At 69.5% G+C, this 5,773-nt stretch carries 5 protein-coding genes and 1 pseudogene; 4 read left to right on the top strand and 2 right to left on the bottom strand.

Annotation, left to right across the window (positions count from 1 at the left end; translation table 11 throughout):
* Together UUA_RS18145 and UUA_RS18140 are read right to left on the bottom strand one after the other, a co-directional pair.
* On the bottom strand, positions 1–1,321 hold a 1,321-nt coding region (locus tag UUA_RS18145; RefSeq protein WP_008439621.1), incomplete at its 3' end, for an acyl-CoA dehydrogenase.
* Positions 1,312–2,250, bottom strand: coding sequence for an alpha/beta fold hydrolase (locus tag UUA_RS18140; RefSeq protein ID WP_008439620.1), 939 nt, complete (start codon positions 2,248–2,250; stop codon positions 1,312–1,314). The genes UUA_RS18145 and UUA_RS18140, both read right to left, overlap by 10 nt.
* 139 nt (positions 2,251–2,389) lie before the next feature.
* Between UUA_RS18140 and UUA_RS18135 the strand changes: the two genes are divergently transcribed.
* The 4 genes and pseudogenes from UUA_RS18135 to UUA_RS18120 form a co-directional block, all read left to right on the top strand.
* Complete coding sequence (locus UUA_RS18135) at positions 2,390–2,968, top strand: TetR/AcrR family transcriptional regulator (RefSeq protein WP_008439619.1); 579 nt, start codon at positions 2,390–2,392, stop codon at positions 2,966–2,968.
* Positions 2,969–3,014: 46 nt separating this feature from the next.
* Positions 3,015–4,880 (top strand): phosphoenolpyruvate carboxykinase (GTP), encoded by a 1,866-nt coding sequence (locus UUA_RS18130; protein ID WP_337999140.1) that lies wholly within the window; start codon positions 3,015–3,017, stop codon positions 4,878–4,880.
* Positions 4,881–5,010: 130 nt separating this feature from the next.
* On the top strand, positions 5,011–5,556 hold the full coding sequence (locus tag UUA_RS18125; RefSeq protein WP_008439617.1) for an RNA polymerase sigma factor: 546 nt from the start codon (positions 5,011–5,013) through the stop codon (positions 5,554–5,556).
* Positions 5,553–5,773 (top strand): annotated as a pseudogene (locus UUA_RS18120) (hypothetical protein); the annotation flags it as partial. The gene UUA_RS18125 and the pseudogene UUA_RS18120, both read left to right, overlap by 4 nt.

The raw sequence follows: 5,773 nt of genomic DNA, 5'->3' as shown, positions 1-5,773 counted from the left end.
CCGCCGCGGGGGCGCGCGACAGTGCGGCGGTGGCGTAGGTCAGGCCGCCGATGCGTGCCAGTGCTTCCTCCACGCCCTCGAAGCGGGCCACCGCCAAGCCGAACTGCTTGCGCATGCGTGCATAGGCGCCGGTGGCCAGCGCCGAGGCGCGCATGCCGCCGGTGGCGTTGGACGGCAGCGAGATCGCGCGACCCACCGACAGGCATTCGACCAGCATGCGCCAGCCGTGGCCGGCCATCTGCGGACCGCCGATCAGCACCGACAGCGGCGCGAACACGTCCTTGCCGCGCACCGGCCCGTTCTGGAACGGGATGTTGAGCGGGAAGTGGCGGCGGCCGATCTGCAGCCCCGGCGTGGAGCGCGGCAGCAGGGCCAGGGTGATGCCGAGGTCTTCCTTGTCGCCTAGCAGGTGCTCGGGGTCGTACATGCGGAAGGCCAGGCCGACCACCGTGGCGATCGGCGCCAGCGTGATGTAGCGCTTGTCGAAGCTGAGCCGGATGCCGAGCGTTTCGACGCCGTCGACCACTTGCCTGCAGACGATGCCGATGTCCGGGATCGAGGTGGCGTCGGAGCCGGCGTACGGACCGGTCAGCGCGAAGCAGGGAATCTCCTCGCCCACCGCCAGGCGCGGCAGGTAGTGGTTCTTCTGCTCCTCCGAACCGTAGTGCAGCAGCAGCTCGGCCGGACCCAGCGAGTTCGGCACGGCCACCGTGGAGGACAGCGTGGCCGAGACGGTGGACAGCTTCTGCAACACCGCCGAATGCGCCAGAGCGGAGAACTGCAGGCCGCCGTACTGCTTCGGGATGATCATGCCGAAGAAGCGGTTCTTCTTGATGAACTCCCACACGTTCGGCGGCAGGTCGGCCAGCTCGTGGGTGATCTGCCAGTCGTCGATCATCCCGCACAGCTGTTCCACCGGGCCATCCATGAAGGCTTGCTCCTCCACCGAAAGTTCGGGCTTGGGCTGCTTCAGCAGCTCGTGCCAGTCCGGCTTGCCGGAGAACAGCTCGCCCTCGAAGCCGACCGTGCCGGCCTCCAGCGCAGTCTGCTCGGTCTCGGACAGTTTCGGCGTGACCTTGGCGAACAGCTTCAGGATCGGCAGGCTGATCTGCTTGCGGCGGAAGTCCACCAGCAGCAGCGGCAGCGCGATCGCCAGTTCGACCACCAGCAGGATTGCCGTGGTCCACGGCGCATGCACGACCAGGCCGACCACCAGCGTGGCGGCGATGGTGGCGATCGCCCAGGTGCGCAGGCTGCTGCGGTGGTAGGCACAGGCGCCGGTGGCGACGAGCGCCGCCAGCAGGGTCAGTATCACGGACATCTCAACACCTCATGGCGATGGAACGGCGCCGGCGACGCGCCGGCCGGTGGGTCAGGGGCAAGGCTCTGCGCGAAGCGGACCACCTCGCGCGTAAAAGCGTCATTCGCGTCGCCGGCCACCATGTGCGTGGCGTGCGGCAACTCCACGTGCTGCGCGTGCGGCACCAGTTGCAGGAATTCGTCGACGGTGGCGCGCGACACCACGTCGCTGCGCCCGCCGGACAGCAGCAGCACGGGCAGCTCGATCTTCCTTGCGGCGGCCTGCAGGCGTGGCTGGTAGCGCTCGCTCTCCTGCACCAGGTCGCCGGCCAGCAGGGCCGGGTCCCAGTGCCAGCGCAGCCGGCCGTCGGCGCCTTCGCGCAGCAGCGGGCGCAACTGCTGCTCGCTCTTGCGTTCGCGCCGCTGTGGCAGGTAGGTGGCGATCTGCTCGGCAGCCTCGGCGTAATTGGCGAACCCGTGCGGGTGCGCCTGCATGAAGGCGAGGATGCGTTCCACCCCGGCGGTTTCCCAGCGCGGCGTGATGTCCACCAGCACCAGCGCACGGAACGGCGAGGGCCGCACTTCGCCGGCGAGCACGATGCCGAGCAGTCCGCCCATCGAGGCGCCGACCAGGATCGGCGGCTGCGGCTGCGCCGCGGCCAGCCGGCGCAGGTCGTCGGCGAACTGGTCCATGTGGTAGCCGGTGCGCGAATCGGCGCCAGCTGCCATCCACTCGCTCTGCCCGTGGCCGCGCGCGTCGAAACTGACGCAGTGGCAGCCCGCCTGCGCCAGCGCCGCGGCGGTGCTGTTCCAGGCGCCACGGGTCTGGCCGAAGCCATGCGCGAACAGCAGGGCCGGACCGCCCTCCGGGCCACGCGTTTCCACCGCCAGGCGCAAGTCGGCGGTGGGGAAGTGGCGGACGGTCGGGGACAGCGGGATATTGCTCACCATACGGATGAGTATGGATTGCCCCGGCAAGCGGCGTCAACCGTGCCCTCGAGGCTGCGGCAGCGGGCTTGGTCCGCCCGGAGATTCCGCCGAGCGGCTTGCCGCATTACAAAAATGCGCGGGCTGCCGCTACCATACGCAAATGAATGTCAGCAGCAAGCCAGAACGTACCCGGCTGTCGGCCGAGGATTGGGAACTTGCCGCGCTGCAGCTGATCGCCGAGCACGGCGTCGGCGCACTCGCGGTGGAAGCGCTGGCACGCCAGCTGGGCGTGACCAAGGGCAGCTTCTACTGGCACTTCCGCACCCGCGAAGCACTGCTGCATGCCGCGCTGGAGCGCTGGGAGCAGTACGGCGAGCGCGAGGTGCTGGGCCAGATCGAACAGATCAGCGACCCGCGCCAGCGCCTGCCCGAGCTGTTCCGCCGCGTCGCCCACGAGCTGCAGCCGCACCGCGTCTACGCGGCGCTGCTGAAAGCATTGGACCATCCGCAGGTGGTGCCGGTGATGGCCCGCGTGTCGCAGCGGCGTATGGAATTCCTCACCACCGCCTACCGTGAAGCCGGCCTGCCGCCGGCCGAGGCGCTCAACCGCGCGCGGCTGACCTACGCCGCCTATGTCGGCTTCCTGCAGCTGAACTTCACGCTGGGGCTGCCGCGGATCAATCTCGAAGAGTTCGACGCCTATGTCGAACACATGATCGCGACCCTGATCCCGGCCTGAACCGGCCCCCGCGCAACACCCCGAACGGCGCCATCCGGCGCCGTTTTTGCTGCGCCAAACCTTGCAATACCAGTGCGCGCAAACTAGCGTTCCAACTCTTTTTTTCCACAAGACCTTAGAGGACATGATGGCCAGCACGCTGGAAGCGCTTGATCGTTGGGTCGCCGAAGTGGCGGCGCTGACCCGCCCCGACCGGATCCACTGGTGCGACGGTTCGGAAGCCGAATACCAGACTCTGGTGCAGCAGATGCTGGCCGACGGCACCCTGATCGAACTGAACCAGCAGACCCATCCAGGCTGTTACCTGCACCGCTCGCACCCGCAGGACGTGGCCCGCGTCGAGCACCTCACCCTGGTCTGCCACCCGAATCGGGAAGATGCCGGCCCGAACAACCACTGGATGGCCCCGGCCGAGGCGCACGCGAAGATCGACGCGCTGTTCGACGGCTGCATGGCCGGCCGCACCATGTACGTGATCCCGTACTGCATGGGCCCGATCGACTCGCCGCTGGCGCGTTGCGGGGTGGAGATCACCGACAGCCCGTACGTGGTCGCCAACATGAAGATCATGACCCGCATGGGCGCGGACGCGCAGGCGAGGATCGAGCGCGAGGGTTCGTTCGTGAAGGGCCTGCACTCGATCGGCGAGCTCGACCCCGAGCAGCGCTGGATCATGCACTTCCCGGCCGAGCTCAGCATCAAGTCCTACGGCTCCGGCTACGGCGGCAACGCGCTGCTGGGCAAGAAGTGCCATGCGCTGCGCATCGCCAGCAATCAGGCGCGCAGTGAGGGCTGGCTGGCCGAGCACATGCTGATCGTGGGCATCGAGAATCCGCGCGGCGAGACGCACTACATCGCCGCGGCATTCCCTTCCGCCTGCGGCAAGACCAACCTGTCGATGCTGATCCCGCCGGAAGGCTACCGGCGTGACGGCTGGAAGGTATGGACGATCGGCGACGACATCTGCTGGATGCATCCCGGCCCGGATGGACGGCTGTACGCGATCAACCCGGAGGCCGGCTTCTTCGGCGTGGCGCCGGGCACCAGCGACGTCACCAACCACAATGCCATGCGGAGCATCTCGCACGACACCATCTTCACCAACGTCGCCGTCACCGCCGACAACCAGCCGTGGTGGGAAGGCCTGCCCGGCACGCCGGTCACCGACTGGCAGGGCCGGCCCTACGACCCGGCCAATGGCCCGGCCGCGCATCCGAACTCGCGCTTCACGGTCAGCGCCAGGCAATGCCCGACCTGGTCGGCGCAGGCCGAGGCGCCGCAGGGCGTGCCGATCAGCGCGATCGTGTTCGGCGGCCGCCGGCCCTCGCTGCTGCCGCTGGTGATGGAAGCGCGCGACTGGACCCACGGCGTGTTGATGGGTGCCGCGATGGGCTCGGAAACCACCGCCGCGGCCACCGGCGCGGTGGGCGTGCTGCGTCGCGATTCGATGGCGATGAAGCCGTTCTGCGGCTACCACTACGGCGACTACTTCGCGCACTGGCTGTCGTTCGACCGGCCCGGCGCGAAGCTGCCGAAGATCTTCCACGTCAACTGGTTCCGCAAGGGCGCCGACGGCAAGTTCCTGTGGCCGGGCTTCGGCGACAACCTGCGCGTGCTGGAGTGGATGATCGACCGCGCCGAGGATCGCGTGCAGGGCGTCGAGACGCCGATCGGCATCCTGCCCGGCGAGGGTGAACTCCAGCTCGACGGGCTCAAGCTCGAGCGCAGCCGGCTCGACGAACTGCTCGACGTGGACAACGCCGGCTGGCAGGCCGAGCTGTCCGCCATCGACGACTATCTCGCCAGCTTCGCCCCGCGCCTGCCCGAACGCCTGCGGCGGGAGCAGCAACGCGTGGCGCAGGCGCTGGAGAACGACGCCGGCCCGTCGCGCCGCGAGGCCGCCGCCTCCTGAGCCAACCGCACCGCGCGCAGGTCGTCGCGACTTGCGCGCGGTCCCCGCAGGCCGCCGTGCAAACCCTTTCGTGCCACGGCGCATCCAAGCTGGCAAGATGATCGCCGCCTGCCCCGCCCCTGGAAGCTCCATGTCGCCTGCCCCAGCGGGAGCCAACGACAGCGATGACGTGCGCGCGGCGGCCGCTGGCGACCGCCAGGCCTTCCAGCGGCTGTACCGGCTGCACGTGGGCCGCGTGCACGGCGCGGTATGCCGGCTCGCCGGCTACGACCATGCCCGCGCCGAGGACCTCACCCAGGACGCGTTCATCCGCGCCTGGCAGAAGCTGCCGGGCTTCCGTCACGAGAGCGCGTTCGGCACCTGGCTGTACCGGCTCGCGGTGAACGTGGCGCTGATGGACATCCGCGCGCGTGGCGCCGACCCGGTCAGCATGCTCGACGACGAGCATCTGCCGGATACCGGCCAGACCCCGTTCTGCGCCGCCGAGCGCGAGGAGCTGGAACGCGCCATCGCCCGACTGCCGCCGCGCGCCCGCGCCGTGCTGGTGCTGCACGACATCGAAGGCTGGCGGCACGAGGAAATCGGCGGCGAGCTGGGCATGGCCATCGGCACCTCGAAAGCGCAACTGCACCGCGCACGCGCGCTGCTGCGCAAGATCCTGGGAGAAAGCTCATGAACGAATTCGAATGGCGCCGCCAGCTGCGCGACCTGCGCCAGCCGCTGACGCCACGGCGCGACCTGTGGGCCTCGATCGACGCCATGCTGGAAGACGCCGGGCGCACGCAGGCGCCCGCGGCGCCGCACCCACGCGAGCCGCGCCCGGCGCCGCGCCATCGCCGGCTGCTCGCCGGCGCCGGGATCGCCGCCTCGCTGCTGCTCGCCGCCGGCATCGG

Source organism: Rhodanobacter thiooxydans LCS2 (genome assembly GCF_000264375.1).
Classification (GTDB): Bacteria; Pseudomonadota; Gammaproteobacteria; order Xanthomonadales; family Rhodanobacteraceae; genus Rhodanobacter; species Rhodanobacter thiooxydans.
This window is presented reverse-complemented; position numbering and strand designations above follow the sequence as displayed.